Consider the following 14,301-nt stretch of genomic DNA (forward strand, 5'->3'; position numbering starts at 1 on the left):
CCCATGCGCACATCGCGCGTGTGGGGACCTGGCAATATGCATAAAGGAGAACCGTCGTGACAGACGCCGGCAAAGCGGTGCGTGCGCGCCGCAGACATCCATTGGCGCGTTACATCGCGATCAGGCTGGTCATCAGCGTGTTCCTGGTGTGGGGCGCGACCCTGATCACCTTCATCCTGACCAATCTGGTGCCCGCCGACCCGGTCACGGCGGTTCTGGGCGAACAGGCGGCCGCCGATCCGGCCATCGTCGCGAAGACTCGCGCCGAAATGGGGCTCGACAAGCCGTTGCCCGTGCAATACGGGCTCTATCTCGCCCGTCTGCTGCACGGCGACCTCGGCACCAGCGCGCAGACGCACACCCCCGTCGCCAAGGACCTGTCCACGGCCTTCCCCGCGACTATGGAACTGGCCCTGGGCGTGCTTGTGCTGTCGATCGTCATCGGCATCGGCCTGGGCCTGTGGGCCGCTCTGCACCATCGTCGGTTCTCCGACCAGCTCATCCGCGTGATCAGCCTCGTGGGCATTTCGATCCCCACCTTCTGGCTGTCGATGCTGCTGTTCTTCCTGCTGTTCTACAAACTGAACCTGCTGCCGGGCTCGGGGCGGCTCGACGCGACGCTCACGCCGCCCCCGCACGTCACGGGCATGTACACCGTCGACGCATTGCTGGCAGGCCAGTGGGCGACGCTCGGCAATGCCCTGGCCCATCTCGCCCTGCCCACCATCGTGCTCACCCTCTACACCGTGGGCCTGCTCATCCGCTTCTCCCGCTCGGCCATCCTCGATGTGCTCAACCAGGACTATGTGACCTCGGCCCGCGCCAAGGGCCTGCCCTCCGGCGTGGTCACCTGGGGCTACATCATGCGCGCTTCCCTGCTGCCGATCCTGACCATGGTGGGTCTGGTCTTCGGCTCGCTGCTGTCCGGCTCGGTGCTCGTGGAGTCGGTGTTCTCCTGGCATGGCATCGGCCAGTTCGCCTACCAGTCGGCCACCACGCTCGACCTGCAGGCGATCATGGGCGTCGGCCTGGTGGTCAGCGTCGTCTATATCGTCGTCAATTTCATCGTGGACCTGCTGTACGGTCTCATCGATCCGAGAGTGAGGGTGCAATGAGCGCTGCGACCGCATCCATCGAACGTCCGGCGAAGCGTCGGCTGTCCATCCCCTCCGCATGGCGCCAGCCGCTGGCCGTCGTCGGCGTCGTCATCATCGTGTTCTGGCTGCTGGTGGCCCTTTTCGGCCCCATGCTGCCCCTGCAGGATCCGCTCGCCCAGACCGGCGACCGGCTCATGGCTCCCTCGGGAGCCCACTGGTTCGGCACCGACGAGCTCGGCCGCGACGTGTTCTCCCGCGTGGTCAACGGCGCTCGTCTGTCCATTCCGGTGGCCGCGCTGCTGGTCGTGCTTTCGTTGCTGGTGGGCGGTTTCCTGGGCATGGTCGCCGGATATTTCGGACGCGTGGCCGGCGAGGTCATCATGCGTCTGTGCGATCTGGTGCTCGCCTTCCCCCCGATCATCCTGGCCATGGTCATCACGGCGGCCCTCGGCCCCGGCATCGGCAACGCGGTGCTGGCGATGCTCGTCGTCAATTGGCCGCAATACGCCCGCATCATGCGTTCCGAGGTGCTCGGCGTGCGCGGCAGCGAATACGTGGTCGCCGACCGTCTGCTTGGATTCAGCGTGTGGCACTCCCTGCGCGTGGACGTGCTGCCGAACGTCGCCTCGCAGGTGCTGGTGCTCGCCACGCTTGACTTCGGCAATGCCATCCTGCTGCTCTCCGGTTTGTCGTTCCTCGGCCTGGGCGCCGTGCCGCCGGCCGCCGAATGGGGCTCCATGGTCTCCGCGGGCATGCAGAACTTCTCCGACTGGTGGATCGCGGTGTTCCCCGGCCTGGCCATCTTCACCGTGGTGATCGGCTTCAACTTCCTGGGCGACGCGCTGCGCGACGCCACTGATCCGCATATGAGGAGGCGTGTGGCATGAGCAAGGGAACCGACGCAAACGCACGCGGCGCGCACGATGCCGCGTTCACCGGCGTGTCCGTCTCGAAACTGAACCTCGAGATCGACGGCCGTCACATCCTCAGGGATGTGGACCTTGAGATTCCCGCGGGCAAGGTGACCGGCCTGGCCGGCGAGTCCGGCTCCGGCAAGACGATGACGGGCCTGGCCATCCTTGGGTTACAGCCCGAGGATGCGAAGGTCTCCGGGCGCATCGAATTCGAGGGCGTCGATCTGCTGTCTCTGGGCGAGCGGCAGCGCAACGCCTATCGCGGCCGTCATATCGCCATGGTTTTCCAGGATCCGACCGCCAGCATGCATCCGATGCTCACCGTCGGCAGGCAGCTGACCGACCATATGCGCTTCCATCTGGGGCTCACGAAGGCCCAGGCCCGCGAACGCGCGCTCGAATTGCTGTCGTTGGTGAAGGTGCCCGAGCCCGAGGAGGCTCTGGGTAAGTATCCCCATCAGTTCAGCGGCGGGCAGCTGCAACGCATCGCCATCGCCATCGCCGTGGCGTGCAGGCCCGAGCTCATCATCGCGGACGAGCCGACCACCGCGCTCGACGTGACCGTGCAGGCCGGCATCCTGAGGCTGCTGCGTCACCTGTGCGACACGCTCGGCACGGCCATCGTGCTGGTCTCGCACGATCTGGGCGTCATGTCGGCGCTGGCCGACGACATCGTGGTCATGCGCGAGGGCGAGATCGTCGAACGCGGCAGCCGATACGAGGTGATCCGTTCCCCGAAGCACCCCTACACCAGGCAGCTCATCGATTCGCTGCCCAAGTCGATCATGGAGCACCGGCGGCAGGAGGAGGAGCGATGAGCGCGACGCTGGAAGTCAAGGATCTGTCCGTCACCTACAACCGCCCCGGGCGCGATCCGCTCAAGGCCGTGCGCGGCGTCTCCTTCGAGGTGCGTCCCGGCGAGATCGTCGGATTGGTGGGGGAGTCCGGGTGCGGCAAGTCCACCACGGCGCGCGCGATCTGCGGGTTGGAGAAGCCCAGCGCCGGTTCGATCGTCTTCGACGGCACGCCCGTCACACCCCTGACGATGCGCCGCCGCGATCCCAGGCTCATGCGCATCCAGATGGTTTTCCAGAACCCCTATGCCTCGCTCAATCCGCGGCGTTCGATCGCCAGCCAGATCGAGGACGGGCGCAGGGTCAATCCCGGTCAGGCGCCGGGCGTGGACGAGCTGTTGGATATGGTGGAGATCCCCCGCGAGGCCAAGGGCGCCTATCCCTATCAGTTCAGCGGCGGGCAGCGCCAGCGCATCGCCATCGCGCGCGCCGTGGCCGCCGGCGCCGATCTGCTCATCGGCGACGAGCCGATCGCCTCGCTGGATGCCTCGCTGCAGGCCAAGGTCGCCATGCTGATGCGCGATGTGTGCCTGCGCACCAAGGCTTCGCTGCTGTTCATCAGCCACGACCTGGCGGTTGTGCGGCTGATCGCGGACCGTGTGCTGGTGATGAACGCCGGACGGATCGTCGAGCAGGGTGCCACGGAGGATCTGTGGAACCATCCGCAGGAGGACTACACCAAGCGTCTGCTGTCCTCGATTCCCGAGCCAGATGGCTTGGGGCGCATCCCCGGCGGCGACTGGGACGAGCAGTCCGACGAGGATTGACACGGCCTAGTCCGGCGGAGCGCAGACATGACGGCGGCCGTCCCCGGTGGGGGACGGCCGCCGTCATGTTCTTATGAGGCTTTATGGGGTGTGTTCCGACAGATCGCGCGTCGGCTCAGTCGTCGACGCCCATGGACAGCTCGAGATGGTCGTCGGCCCGGTCGAGCGTGTCGTCGATCGCATCGAGACGCTGTTCGTACTGGAAATAGGTCTGCCGGTCGATCTGGTTCGAGCGCATCGCGGCCTCGAGCTGGTCGTCGACGAGGTCGGTCTCGTTGTCAAGCTTCTCGAGCGGCGCCTTCGCATCCATATAGGCGCGCGGGCGGTCGGCGGGATTCGAGGGGACTGCCGCCTTCTTGGCGGCGTCGGCCGCGGAGGTGGCGCGCTTCTCCAGATCGGTGATGGTTTTCTCGAAATCGTTGGATCCGGTCGTGCCGTTCGAACCGTTGCCGCCATCGGTGGCCTGTGAACCGGAGTCCGGGCCCTTGGCGTCGTTCGAACCGGTGGAGGAGCCGGTGTCCCGGCCGTTCTTGAGGTCGTCGATCTCCTGCTGCATGGAGTCCAGTTTGGCGAGGATGCGGTCCTCGGCGCTGGTCGAGGAGGAGCAGCCCGCCAGCATGGACAGCGCGGCCAGCGAGACGACGGAGGTGGCGATGATCTTGATGATGGTGTTGTTGCTCATGCCCCCGATTCTAATGGACGCCAAGCCCCCCGCTCCTTGTTTCGGGGGTAAGTCAGGGCTGTCCCGGGGTCTGCTGTGAGCAAACTCACAGCACGCCGAAATGCCTGAGCGCGTTGGCCACGCCGTCATGGTCCACATCGTCGGTGACCCAGTCGGCGGCCTTCTTCGGTTCCTCGGTGGCGTTGCCCATCGCCACGCCGATGCCGGCGAAGCGCAGCATCTCGGTGTCGTTGCCGCCGTCGCCGAAAGCCATGGTCTCCTCGCGCTGCCACCCATATCGCTCCATGAAACGCCTCATGCCGCTCGGCTTGCCGCCGTCCGCCGGGATGAGATCGGTGAAGTCGGGATGCCAGCGTACGCCCGTCGTGTTCGGGCATAGCGCCAGCAGCTCGGCCTCGGTGGCCTCGTCGATATAGGGGCTGATCTGGAACGTGTCGTGTGTCGGCGTGCGCATATGCGGATCGTCGACGAATCGCTGCGGGGCGGTTTTGCCGAGTCCGGCCCATGCCTTGCGCATGGTGTCGGTGATCTGGTTGAAGTAGGCGTAGTCCTCCTCGGCGTAGTTCGCGACCACATCCGGGTGCTCGTCGAGCCAACGCGTGACCGTGGCCACGTCGGTCTGGTCGAGCGGATTCCTGGCGAGGAGCCCGTCGTCATCGAAGCAATACTGGCCGTTGAGGGCCACGATGCCGTCGAAGGCCACGGGCATGGTGTCGAGCACCACGCCCATATACGACGGCGCGCGGCCGGTGCAGATGAACACCTTGACGCCCTTGGCCCGCAGATCCTGGATGGCGCGCACGGTCGATTCGGGCACGATATGCGTCACGAAACTGGTCAGCGTGCCGTCGATGTCGAAGAAGACGCCTTTGATGTCGCTCATGGCACCAGCATATCCCGGAGTATGCTGGGGCGCATGACCCAGATTCGCTTCGCATTGGCCCAGATCGACACCTGCGTCGGCGACCTCGGCGGCAACGCCGCCAAGGTGCTCGACTTCTCCCGCAAAGCCGCCGTCTCGGGCGCGCGTGTCGTCGTGTTCCCCGAGATGACGCTGACCGGTTATCCGATCGAGGACCTCGCCCTGCGCCGCACTTTCCGCGCCGCCGCATGGGACAAGGCCAACGAACTCGCCGCGCAGCTGAAGTCCGAATCGCTGGGCGATCTGTTCGTCGTCGTCGGCACAGTCGGCACCGACAAGGCCACCGACAAACCCTACAACCGCTTGGTCGTGCTCCATGACGGCGTTGTGTGGGCCGGATACGACAAGCATTTCCTGCCCAACTATGGCGTCTTCGACGAATTCCGCATCTTCTCCGCCGGCGACCGCTCGGTCGTGCTCGACGTGGATGGCGCGCGCCTGGGCGTGGCGATCTGCGAGGACATCTGGCAGGACGGCGGTCCGGTCGCCGAACTGGCCGGCCGCGGCATCGACGCGTTGGTCACGATCAACGGCTCGCCCTATGAGGAGGGCAAGACGCATGTGCGCCTCGAACTGGCCGCACGCCGCGCCAGCGAGGTCGGCGCCCCGCTGATCTACGTCAATCAGGTCGGCGGCCAGGACGATCTGGTCTTCGACGGCGGCAGCTTCGTCGTCGACAGGGACGGCTCAGAGCTCGCCCGTAGCCCGATGTTCATGGAGGACCTCGCGCTCTGGACGCTCGACACCGAGGCGGAACGTCAGACGCCCGGCGAAATCGCCCCGGCGCTCGACCCGGACGAGGAGGTCTACACCGCCTGCGTGCTGGGGCTCAAGGACTATATGGCCAAGAACCGGTTCACCGGCGTCACCCTCGGCCTGTCCGGCGGCATCGATTCGGCATTGGTCGCCGCGATGGCCGCCGACGCCTGCGGCGGCGAGAACGTGTGGGGCATCTCCATGCCGAGCATGTATTCCTCCGACGGCTCCAAGGACGACGCGGCCGACCTGGCCGCCAACATCGGCGCGCACTACGAGGTGCAGCCCATCGAGCCGCTGTTCCATGCCTACCAAAGCCAGCTCGGGCTCGACGGCGTGGCCGCCGAGAACCTGCAGGCCCGCATCAGGGGCGTCATCGTCATGGCCTCCTCGAACTCACGCGGATTGCTTGCCGTGGCCACCGGCAACAAGTCGGAGCTCGCGTGCGGATACTCCACGATCTACGGCGACGCCGTGGGAGGATACGCGCCGATCAAGGACCTGCTCAAGGTGCGGGTGTGGCAGATCGCGCGCTGGCGCAACAAGGCGGCCGCCGCCGGCATGGGTATCGGCGGACTGCATATCGTCGGCAACGAGGAGGGGAACGCCGGCACGCCGCTGCCGGACGGCGTGATGATTCCCGTCAACTCCATCGAGAAGGCGCCCTCGGCCGAGCTGCGCCCCGGGCAGAAGGACTCCGATTCGCTGCCCGAATACGAATTGCTCGACCAGGTGCTCGCCGCCTACATCGAGCACGCCCACGGCCGCGCGGACCTCCTGGCCGACGGCTTCGATGAGAAGACCGTCGACACGGTGATGCGTCTGGTCGACCGAGCCGAATGGAAGCGCCGCCAATATCCGCTCGGTCCCAAGGTGACGGCGCTGGCCTTCGGCCGCGACCGCCGTCTGCCGATTACCAACGCCTTCCGCGAGTGAGCCGATCGAGGAGGGAAGCATATGGACAGGCAGTGGTATTTCAACACGGTGACCGAGCAGCCGGAGCTGGGCCCCCAGTCCCCGATATCCCAGCGCATGGGCCCCTACGCCACCCGCGAGGACGCGCTCGACGCATGGCGCATCGTCCAGACCCGCAACAAGAAGTGGGATGACGACGACCGCGAATGGGCCGCTTGGGGGTCGTCCGACGGCGGCCGGTGACCGGTCCGCCCCGAACGACGGCCCGCATATATCCACGGCCATCCGCCCCGGCACCACTCATCCATGCGCGATGGACGCCGGGGCGGAGCCATATCGTGAGCTACATCACACGTTTTGTCGAAACTGTCGATACCGATGGTGTGAGCGTTCACAAAATGTGACATAATTCACTGCCGTTTTGTACGTCGGCCCGACGGCGGGGGACTAGACTTAAGAAACGTAACGGCGGTGTGAAGAAGCGCCGCCAATCCAACACCAAGGAGTGGATATGACCGCAGTTGAGTCAACGACCGCTACCCAGGAGGAGCTCAACGCCAAGGCGTGGGCTGGCTTCGAGGGCGGCAACTGGCAAAACGACATCGATGTCCGTGACTTCATCCAGAAGAACTACACGCCGTACACCGGCGACGAGTCCTTCCTGGCCGACGCCACCGAGAAGACCAAGCACATGTGGAAGTACCTCGACGACAACTATCTGGCCGTCGAGCGCAAGCAGCGCGTCTACGACGTGGACACCCACACCCCGGCCGATGTCGACGCCTTCCCGGCCGGCTACATCGAGTCCCCGGAGGTCGACAACGTGATCGTCGGCCTGCAGACCGATGAGCCGTGCAAGCGCGCGATGATGCCGAACGGCGGCTGGCGCATGGTCGAGCAGGCCATCAAGGAGGCCGGCAAGGAGCCCGATCCGGAGATCAAGAAGATCTTCACCAAGTATCGCAAGACCCACAACGACGGCGTCTTCGGCTGCTACACCAAGCAGATCAAGGTCGCCCGCCACAACAAGATCCTCACCGGTCTGCCGGATGCCTACGGCCGTGGCCGCATCATCGGCGATTACCGCCGCGTGGCCCTCTACGGCGTCAACGCCCTGATCAAGTTCAAGCAGCGCGACAAGGATTCCGTGCCCTACCGCAACGACTTCACCGAGCCGGAGATCGAGCACTGGATCCGCTTCCGCGAGGAGCATGACGAGCAGATCAAGGCCCTGAAGAAGCTCATCAACCTCGGCAACGAGTATGGCCTGGACCTCTCCCGCCCGGCGCAGACCGCGCAGGAGGCCGTGCAGTGGACCTACATGGGCTACCTGGCCTCCGTCAAGAGCCAGGACGGCGCCGCCATGTCCTTCGGCCGCAACTCCGCGTTCTTCGATTGCTACATCGAGCGCGACCTCAAGAACGGCGTGATCGACGAGACCCACGCCCAGGAGCTCATCGACCAGATCGTCATGAAGCTGCGCATCGTGCGCTTCCTGCGCACCAAGGACTACGATTCGATCTTCTCCGGCGATCCGTACTGGGCGACGTGGTCCGACGCCGGCTTCGCCGACGACGGCCGCCCGATGGTCACCAAGACCTCCTTCCGTCTGCTCGCGACCCTGGGCCTCGGCCACCTCGGACCCGGCCCCGAGCCGAACATCACGATCTTCTGGGATCCCAAGCTGCCGGAAGCCTACAAGGCCTTCTGCGCCAAGACCTCCATCGACACCTCGGCCATCCAGTATGAGTCCGACAAGGAGATCCGTTCGCACTGGGGCGACGACGCGGCCATCGCGTGCTGCGTGTCCCCGATGCGCGTCGGCAAGCAGATGCAGTTCTTCGCCGCCCGCGTGAACTCCGCCAAGGCGTTCCTGTACGCCATCAACGGCGGCCGCGACGAGATGACCGGCATGCAGGTCATCGACAAGGGCGTGATCGATCCGATCACCCCCGAGGCCGACGGCACCCTGGACTACGAGAAGGTCAAGGCCAACTACGAGAAGGCTCTCGAATGGCTGTCCGAGACCTACGTGCAGGCGCTGAACATCATCCACTACATGCACGATAAGTATGCCTACGAGTCCATCGAGATGGCCCTGCACGACAAGGAGGTGTACCGCACCCTCGGTTGCGGCATGTCCGGTCTGTCCATCGCCGCCGACTCGCTGTCCGCCTGCAAGTACGCCAAGGTCTACCCGATCTACAACAAGGACGCCAAGGACATGCCGGGCCACGAGGCCGAGTACGTCGAGGGCGCCGATGACGATCTGGTGGTCGGCTACCGCACCGAGGGCGAGTTCCCGCTCTACGGCAACGACGACGATCGCGCCGACGACATCGCCAAGTGGGTCGTCTCCACGGTCATGGGCCAGGTCAAGCGTCTGCCGGTCTACCGCGGCGCCGTCCCGACCCAGTCCATCCTGACGATCACCTCCAACGTGGAGTACGGCAAGAACACCGGTTCCTTCCCGTCGGGCCACAAGAAGGGCACCCCGTATGCTCCGGGCGCCAACCCGGAGAACGGCATGGACTCCCACGGCATGCTCCCGTCGATGTTCTCGGTCGGCAAGATCGACTACAACGACGCCCTCGACGGCATCTCGCTGACCAACACCATCACCCCCGATGGCCTGGGCCGCGACGAGCAGAGCCGCATCGAGAACCTCGTGGGCATCCTCGACGCCGGCAACGGCCACGGCCTCTACCACGCGAACATCAACGTGCTTCGCAAGGAGACCATGGAGGACGCCGTCGAGCACCCGGAGAAGTACCCGCACCTGACCGTGCGCGTCTCCGGCTACGCGGTGAACTTCGTCAAGCTCACCAAGGAGCAGCAGCTCGACGTGATCAGCCGCACCTTCCACTCGGGCGCCGTCACCGACTGATTCGGTCCGATGATACCCGCGTGACGCGGTGACAATCTCAAGAAGGGGTGGGGCTGCGGCTCCACCCCTTTCGATATCTTTCTACGCCAGACACAAGGAGACAACGATGTCCGACACCCAATTCCGCACGACGACGCGGCATATGCTCCGTCAATCCAAGGAATATGCCAAGCAGACGCTGATGGGAGGCCTCTCCGGCTTCGAATCCCCGATCGGCCTCGATCGCCGGGACCGTCTCGAAGCGCTTAAAACCGGCGACATCGGTTTCGTTCACTCCTGGGACATCAACACCTCGGTCGATGGCCCGGGCACCCGCATGACCGTGTTCATGTCCGGATGCCCGCTGCGCTGCCAGTACTGCCAGAACCCCGACACCTGGAAGATGCGCGACGGCAAGCCCGTCACCCTCGAGGCGATGATCAAGAAGGTCGACCGATACGCCGACCTGTTCAAGACCACCGGCGGCGGCATCACCTTCTCCGGCGGCGAGTCGATGATGCAGCCGGCCTTCGTCTCCCGTGTGTTCCACGCGGCCAAGGAGATGGGCGTGCACACCTGCCTCGACACCTCCGGCTTCCTCAACAAGAGCTACACCGACGAGATGCTCGAGGACATCGACCTATGCCTGCTCGATGTCAAATCCGGAGATGAGGAGACCTATCGCAAGGTCACCGGCGGCACGCTGCAGCCGACCATCGACTTCGGCCAGCGCCTCGCCAAGGCCGGCAAGCGCATCTGGGTGCGCTTCGTGCTCGTGCCGGGGCTGACCGATTCCGAGGAGAACGTCGAGAACGTCGCGAGGATCTGCGACACCTTCAAGGACGCGATCGACCATATCGACGTGCTTGGCTTCCACCAGCTCGGCCGCCCCAAGTGGCACGAGCTGCGCATCCCGTATCCGCTCGAGGATTGCAAAGGTCCCTCCGCCAAGCTCAGGGAGCGCGTCGCGGGGCAGTTCGAATCCCACGGATTCACCGTCTACTGATCCGCGGGATTCCCGTCGGCCGCGCGTCGCTACCAGCTTTGTCCCCCCGTGGCGGCGGAAAACCCGCCGGGGACGTGCTGTGTTGATACCACGCAAACCGTTGTCCCGGCTTTAGTCTTGGAATATGGCCGATATCTATGCATTCCCCGCGGGAGCTCCCCGCCGCGGGCGCCCGACGCAGGCGGAAGACCTGCCGTCCCGCCCCGCCGGAGTGCCCGATGAGGTGTGGGCTGCGGTCGAATCGGTGCGTGCGATGGAGCACGTCGCCGAGGTGCGGTACCGCGAGATCCCCGTTCCCTCCACGCTGGCCGATCACGGCATCGGCATCGAGCTCGAATGCGGCCCGCGAGGCGGGGACAACGACTTTTCCGCCGATTTGTCCGAAGCGCCATGCGTGGCGACCGGTTGGATCATGATCCTGCATTCGAACGCAACGCGCGATGATTGGGGCGGACGTTGGCGCTGCGTCGCCTTCGCCCGCATGCCGTTGCAGGCATGTGAAAACGACGGTCTGACACCGGGAATGTATTGGGAGGATCTGTGCGGCCATCTGGTCGATGTGGAACCCGATTCGCTCGGCGGCACCGTCACCGTCACCCAGAACACCGCCTTCGGCGCGCTGCCCGGCGGCACGAACGCCGGCTGCGAGATGCGCGTCTCCTTCACGCCGCTCGACGATCCCGCCATGCCGGGCGTGCCCGATGCCGGCGGCTTGGTCGCCGCATGGGCCGCCTTCGTGAAGTCCACCGTGCGATTCGGGGAGGAAACAGCCATTGCCTGAATTCTCCGACAGACGCCCCGAGCCGCGGCTGCAGGACGAGCCGCGCGGGGGAGTGCCCGGCGTCACCGACACCCTGGCCGGATTCCGCTATGCCTGCGATGCGCTGGCCGCCGCCTCCGGCTCCCTGGCCGCCGACGCCGAGCGCGCCTCCGGCTACCGCTACGGACACGAGGACTGGCTGGTCCAGTTCAAGCGTGAGGGCGCGGGCATATTCCTTTTCGACCCCATCGCGCTGGGGACGGCCGGCGCCGACTGGAACGACTTCAACCGCGCCGTCGGCGATGCGACATGGATCATCCATGACTCGCTGATGGACCTGCCCGGCTTCGCCGACCTTGGGATGAGGCCGCGCGCCCTGTTCGACACCGAGATCGCCGCGAGGCTGCTCGGCCTGCATCGGTTCGGCCTGGCGGCCGTCATCGAGCATTACCTTGGCGTGACGCTCGCCAAGGAGCATTCCGCCGCCGACTGGTCCTACCGGCCGCTGCCGCGCGACTGGCGCAATTACGCCGCCCTCGACGTGGAGCTGCTCATCGAGCTCGAGGCGCTGATGCGACGCGACCTGAGGGACCACGGCAAGGACGGATGGGCCGAGGAGGAATTCGCCCATGCGCTGGCCGCCGGCACCGGCCCCAGGCCCGACCGCCACCCGGTGCCCTGGATGCGCATCTCGCGCATCACCAAGCTGGGTCGCGACCGGCGTGCGCTCGCCATCGCCAAGGCGCTGTGGACCAAACGCGACGAACTGGCCCGCGCCCACGACATCGCCCCGACCCTGCTTCTCTCCGACGCGGCGATCATCGAGGCCGCGACCAGGAAGCCCCGCAACGCGCGCGAGTTCCGGGCGATACGCTCCCTCAACGAGCGTGTGCGCATGCATACCGGCGGAGAACAGGACAAGATGTTCGAGCGGTACGCCCCGATCCAGCGCACCGTCAAGCCCGTCGTATGGAAGGAAGCCATCCAATCGGCGCTGGCCCTGCCGGCCGGCGAACTGCCCACGCCGCCTGCCAGCTCCGCCCCCCGCGGCGAGAACGAAGCCAACGCCCCCAAGGCCATGCGCATATGGGCGGACCGTCATCCGGACCGCCTCGCGCGGCTCGAACGCGCCCGCAAGGCGATCAACCAGATCGCCGACGACACCCGCACCCCGGCCGAGATCGTCATCAGGCCCCAGATCATCCGCAACCTCTGCTGGCTGGAGGACGTCAGCGGCGTGGATGTGGCGGAATTCCTCGCCGCCCAAGGCGCCCGCGACTGGCAGGTGCGCCTGATCGCAGCGTCCGTGACCCGCGCTATCATGTGAGGGTTGCCCACGGGCAGACCATACAGGAAATACAGTATTTCAGGAGCGTTTAGCGTGAAGATCAGCGTTCGTAACCTCGAACCCACCAAGGTGAAGCTCACCGTCACCGTCGACCCGGAGGAGTTCGACCCGTATCTGGAGGCCGCCCGCAAGGAGATCGCCAAGCAGGTCAACATCCCCGGCTTCCGCAAGGGCCATGTCCCCGGCAAGATCATCGACCAGCGCATCGGCTTCGCGGCCGTCGCTGGCGAGGCTGTGAACAGCGCCGTGCCGGAGCTCTACTCCAAGGCGCTCGAGGAGAAGAAGGTCCGCCCGATGGCCCAGCCCGAGCTGGACGTGCAGGAAGTGCCGGAGAACGCCAAGGACGAGACCAAGCTCAAGTTCGTCGCCACCGTCGAGCGCCGCCCCGAGATCGAGCTGCCCAAGTTCGACGGCGTCGAGATCGCGATCAAGAAGCCCGAGGTCACCGACGAGGACGTCAACACCCGTCTGGAGTCCCTGCGCCAGCGCTTCGGCACCCTCGTGGGCGTCGACCGCCCGGCCGCGAAGGGCGACTTCGCCAACATCGACCTCAACGCCACGATCGACGGCGAGACCGTCGACTCCCAGGAGGGCGTGAGCTACGAGCTCGGCTCCGGCACCATGCTGGACGGCATGGACGAGGCCCTCGAAGGCCTGTCCGCCGGCGAGGAGACCACCTTCGAGTCCGAGCTGGCCGGTGGCGAGCACGAGGGCGAGAAGGCCCAGATCAAGGTCAAGGTCAACTCCGTCAAGGCCGAGGAACTGCCCGAGCTGGATGACGACTTCGCCCAGGAGGCCTCCGAGTTCGACACCCTCGACGAGCTCAAGGAAGACATCCGCAAGAACGCCGCCGACGCCGCCAAGGGCCGCCAGGCCACCGAGGCCCGCGACGCCTTCATCGCCCATCTCGAGGAAGGCCTCGAGGTGCCGCTGCCCAAGGGCGTCAAGAAGGACATGGTCGAGCAGCAGCTCAAGAACATGACCGCCGATCCGGAGAAGGCCACCAAGGAGCAGAAGGCCGAGGCCGAGGAGACCGTCGTCAAGGAGCTCACCGACCAGATCGTGCTCGACACGCTCGCCGAGCAGCTCGACGTGCAGGTGTCCCAGGCCGACGTGTTCAACTTCCTGGCCTCCATCGCCCAGCAGTACGGCATGGATCCGAACGCCTTCATCAACGCGATCGTGCGCAACGGCCAGCTCGGCTCCGCCGTGCAGGAAGTGGCCCGTTCCAAGGGTCTGCTCTCCGGCATGCGCGCCGTCAAGTTCACCGCCGATGGCGAGGCCGTCGACCTGAGCGAATTCCTCGGTTCCGACGAGGAGGACGCCGAGGCCGCCGCCAACGAGTCCGTCGAGGCCGCCTCCGCCGCTGCCGCCGTCGCCGACGAGCTGTCCGCCAAGGACGCCAAGTGAGCCT

Annotated in this window: 13 protein-coding genes; 11 read left to right on the forward strand and 2 right to left on the reverse strand. The window is 65.9% G+C overall.

All coding sequences use genetic code 11. The features are described from left to right. Nucleotides 1-56 precede the first annotated feature (56 nt). Genes AC1AUD_RS06575 through AC1AUD_RS06590 form a run of 4 tightly spaced genes read left to right on the forward strand, consistent with a single transcriptional unit; the run spans nt 57 to nt 3,632 of the window. On the forward strand, nt 57-1,115 hold the full coding sequence (locus tag AC1AUD_RS06575) for an ABC transporter permease (protein ID WP_476573265.1): 1,059 nt from the start codon (nt 57-59) through the stop codon (nt 1,113-1,115). Continuing rightward, nucleotides 1,112-1,984 carry an ABC transporter permease gene (locus AC1AUD_RS06580; RefSeq protein ID WP_476573267.1) on the forward strand — a complete coding sequence of 291 codons (873 nt, stop codon included), beginning with the start codon at nt 1,112-1,114 and terminating at the stop codon, nt 1,982-1,984. Before AC1AUD_RS06575 ends, AC1AUD_RS06580 begins: the two co-directional genes overlap by 4 nt. Further along, nucleotides 1,981-2,829 carry an ABC transporter ATP-binding protein gene (locus AC1AUD_RS06585; protein WP_476573269.1) on the forward strand — a complete coding sequence of 283 codons (849 nt, stop codon included), beginning with the start codon at nt 1,981-1,983 and terminating at the stop codon, nt 2,827-2,829. Before AC1AUD_RS06580 ends, AC1AUD_RS06585 begins: the two co-directional genes overlap by 4 nt. After that, on the forward strand, nt 2,826-3,632 hold the full coding sequence (locus AC1AUD_RS06590) for an ABC transporter ATP-binding protein (protein WP_476573271.1): 807 nt from the start codon (nt 2,826-2,828) through the stop codon (nt 3,630-3,632). The genes AC1AUD_RS06585 and AC1AUD_RS06590 overlap by 4 nt, the downstream gene beginning before the upstream one ends. Nucleotides 3,633-3,747: 115 nt before the next feature. Here the strand turns inward: AC1AUD_RS06590 and AC1AUD_RS06595 are convergent, their stop codons facing one another. Both AC1AUD_RS06595 and AC1AUD_RS06600 read right to left on the reverse strand, forming a co-directional pair. Then, entirely contained in the window at nt 3,748-4,314 is a 567-nt protein-coding gene (locus AC1AUD_RS06595; protein WP_476573273.1) for a hypothetical protein, read from the reverse strand. Nucleotides 4,315-4,399: 85 nt separating this feature from the next. Further along, the gene (locus AC1AUD_RS06600; protein WP_476573275.1) at nt 4,400-5,197 is read right to left on the reverse strand and encodes a Cof-type HAD-IIB family hydrolase; all 798 of its coding nucleotides are present in this window, start codon (nt 5,195-5,197) and stop codon (nt 4,400-4,402) included. A gap of 33 nt (nt 5,198-5,230) precedes the next feature. Here AC1AUD_RS06600 and AC1AUD_RS06605 point away from each other — a divergent pair, with 33 nt between their 5' ends. From AC1AUD_RS06605 to tig, 7 genes are all read left to right on the forward strand, one after another. Further along, nucleotides 5,231-6,928 carry an NAD+ synthase gene (locus AC1AUD_RS06605; RefSeq protein ID WP_476573277.1) on the forward strand — a complete coding sequence of 566 codons (1,698 nt, stop codon included), beginning with the start codon at nt 5,231-5,233 and terminating at the stop codon, nt 6,926-6,928. A 21-nt stretch (nt 6,929-6,949) separates the two neighbouring features. Continuing rightward, a complete protein-coding gene (locus AC1AUD_RS06610) occupies nt 6,950-7,150 on the forward strand; it encodes a hypothetical protein (RefSeq protein WP_476573279.1) in 201 nt (66 codons plus the stop codon). Between the two features lie 268 nt (nt 7,151-7,418). Further along, on the forward strand, nt 7,419-9,794 hold the full coding sequence (locus AC1AUD_RS06615; RefSeq protein ID WP_476573281.1) for a formate acetyltransferase: 2,376 nt from the start codon (nt 7,419-7,421) through the stop codon (nt 9,792-9,794). Nucleotides 9,795-9,900: 106 nt separating this feature from the next. Then, nucleotides 9,901-10,779: a pyruvate formate-lyase-activating protein gene (pflA, locus tag AC1AUD_RS06620; RefSeq protein ID WP_476573283.1), complete on the forward strand. Its 879-nt coding sequence runs from the start codon at nt 9,901-9,903 to the stop codon at nt 10,777-10,779. A 124-nt stretch (nt 10,780-10,903) separates the two neighbouring features. Further along, complete coding sequence (locus AC1AUD_RS06625) at nt 10,904-11,560, forward strand: DUF3000 family protein (RefSeq protein ID WP_476573284.1); 657 nt, start codon at nt 10,904-10,906, stop codon at nt 11,558-11,560. Next, nucleotides 11,553-12,866, forward strand: a complete 1,314-nt coding sequence (locus tag AC1AUD_RS06630) for an HRDC domain-containing protein (protein ID WP_476573285.1) — start codon at nt 11,553-11,555, stop codon at nt 12,864-12,866. Before AC1AUD_RS06625 ends, AC1AUD_RS06630 begins: the two co-directional genes overlap by 8 nt. Nucleotides 12,867-12,920: 54 nt before the next feature. Beyond that, nucleotides 12,921-14,297, forward strand: a complete 1,377-nt coding sequence (tig, locus tag AC1AUD_RS06635) for a trigger factor (protein ID WP_476573286.1) — start codon at nt 12,921-12,923, stop codon at nt 14,295-14,297. Nucleotides 14,298-14,301: the final 4 nt, after the last annotated feature.

It is taken from the genome of Bifidobacterium sp. LH_730, assembly GCF_056355835.1.

Bases quoted from the DNA above. Each gene is read 5' to 3' on its own strand.
- AC1AUD_RS06580 (WP_476573267.1), top strand. From the start codon at position 1,112: ATGAGCGCTGCGACCGCATCCATCGAACGTCCGGCGAAGCGTCGGCTG.
- AC1AUD_RS06585 (WP_476573269.1), top strand. From the start codon at position 1,981: ATGAGCAAGGGAACCGACGCAAACGCACGCGGCGCGCACGATGCCGCG.
- AC1AUD_RS06590 (WP_476573271.1), top strand. From the start codon at position 2,826: ATGAGCGCGACGCTGGAAGTCAAGGATCTGTCCGTCACCTACAACCGC.
- AC1AUD_RS06595 (WP_476573273.1), bottom strand. From the start codon at position 4,314: ATGAGCAACAACACCATCATCAAGATCATCGCCACCTCCGTCGTCTCG.
- AC1AUD_RS06600 (WP_476573275.1), bottom strand. From the start codon at position 5,197: ATGAGCGACATCAAAGGCGTCTTCTTCGACATCGACGGCACGCTGACC.
- AC1AUD_RS06605 (WP_476573277.1), top strand. From the start codon at position 5,231: ATGACCCAGATTCGCTTCGCATTGGCCCAGATCGACACCTGCGTCGGC.
- AC1AUD_RS06610 (WP_476573279.1), top strand. From the start codon at position 6,950: ATGGACAGGCAGTGGTATTTCAACACGGTGACCGAGCAGCCGGAGCTG.
- AC1AUD_RS06615 (WP_476573281.1), top strand. From the start codon at position 7,419: ATGACCGCAGTTGAGTCAACGACCGCTACCCAGGAGGAGCTCAACGCC.
- pflA (WP_476573283.1), top strand. From the start codon at position 9,901: ATGTCCGACACCCAATTCCGCACGACGACGCGGCATATGCTCCGTCAA.
- AC1AUD_RS06625 (WP_476573284.1), top strand. From the start codon at position 10,904: ATGGCCGATATCTATGCATTCCCCGCGGGAGCTCCCCGCCGCGGGCGC.